General features: G+C 61.2%; 1 protein-coding gene and 1 pseudogene. One reads left to right on the top strand and one right to left on the bottom strand.

The genetic code is table 11. The features are described from left to right. Nucleotides 1-20: 20 nt before the first annotated feature. Nucleotides 21-1,130: pseudogene (locus FXB38_RS42080) on the bottom strand (IS630 family transposase). Nucleotides 1,131-1,170: 40 nt separating this feature from the next. On the opposite strand from FXB38_RS42080, the gene FXB38_RS45285 reads away from it, so the two are divergent. Then, entirely contained in the window at nt 1,171-1,467 is a 297-nt protein-coding gene (locus FXB38_RS45285) for a LexA family protein (RefSeq protein ID WP_148756713.1), read from the top strand. Nucleotides 1,468-1,478 lie beyond the last annotated feature (11 nt).

The following is a 1,478-nucleotide window of genomic DNA, read 5'->3' as shown; positions in this document are numbered from 1 at the left end:
CTAGTACCTCTGCACAGTGATTATGATTCTTTCGACGTGTCTGGGTAGGCGCGGCCCAATTTGTTGCGCGCCTTTTGTGAACATCCATTTGATGCGTGCTCCGGCAGCGTTTCGCTGTCGTTCCCATGCGGCGACTTCACTGGCGAGGTGCTTGGGATCGTCGATTCTGCGATCCAGGCATTGGCCGCGCAGGACGCCGATCTCGATCTCCACCATGTTGAGCCAGCTGGCGTGTTTGGGGGTGTGATGGAACTCGAGGCGGCGCAGAATGCGTTTGGCTTCGGCGGGCGGGAAAGCCTCATAAAGGGCGCCGGCCGAGTGGATCGACAGGTTGTCCTGCACGACGCGGATGCACTCGGCGTCGGGATAATGAACATCGACGAGTTCGAGCATGCATTTGGCGTAGTCTTTGGCCGTGCGCCGCTCGGTGAGCTTGACCTTGCGCCACGGCCGATTGACGTCGAGGACGACGAAGAGATTGACGGTACCGTTGCGGCGGTACTCGTAGTCGAAACGTTCGAGTTGCCCCGGCTCGGGTGGGAGAGGCTCGCGCACCTCGCCAATAAGCTGGACCGGGCTTTCATCGAAGCAAACAACCGGGCGCTTCGGATCAGGTGCTTCGGCATAGAGGTCGAGAACGTCTTCCATGCAGGCGACATATTCGCCGTCGACCCGGGGAATGCACCACATGTCCTTGCGCCAGGGCTTGAGGCCGTTTTCGGCCAGCCGCCAGCGAACGATTTCGCCCGACAGGCTGGCGTGATTGGTAAGCTTGACCATGGCGTCGGCCAGTAACTCCAGCGGGCGCGACCCTGCGGAGGGATCGCGCAGGCCGTTGCCACCAGCAGGGCTTCCTCCGTGCCGGTGAGCTTGCGCTCCGCTCCAGGACGCGGCTCCTCGCTCAGCGCCTGTTCCAGATTGCCTTCCACGAAGCGCCGCTTGGTCCGGTACACGGTGGATCTGCTTACCGCCACGGCGCAAGCAATCTCCTCGTCGCTGCGCCCGGCATCGGCCGCCAGCAGGATCTGCGCCCGCTTGAGCTTGCGAGCGGCGCGCTTGCCTTTGCTCAACATCGCGGTGAGTTCATCGCGTTCGGCTTGGCTCAGTTCGACCCGATACCGTACATTCATCGCAGCCTCCTTTTTGTCGGAGGCCCGGACGAATCGACAGATGAGTCAAAAATCAGGCGAGCATACCGGCCGGCAAAGCTTCACCGACAAGCAAGGCCGGTATCTGGCTTTCATTTACGTCTACTCGCACATGTTCGGCCGGCCGCCAGCCGAAACCGACATGCAGCGCCACTTCCGCGTCAGCCCGCCTTCGGTCCACCAGATGGTCGTCACCCTCGAGCGCAATGGATTGATCCGACGTCAACCCGGTGTCGCCCGAAGCATCGAACTCCTCGTGTCTCCCGAAGCGTTGCCCATCCTCGAATGGCTCGAAATCAACCCGTCAAAATCACTGTGACGAAGTACTAG

Source organism: Bradyrhizobium cytisi (assembly GCF_008123515.1).
In the GTDB taxonomy this organism is placed as follows: Bacteria; Pseudomonadota; Alphaproteobacteria; order Rhizobiales; family Xanthobacteraceae; genus Bradyrhizobium; species Bradyrhizobium cytisi.
The sequence above is the reverse complement of the archived record's forward strand: the minus strand, read 5'-3'. Positions and strand labels throughout refer to the sequence as shown.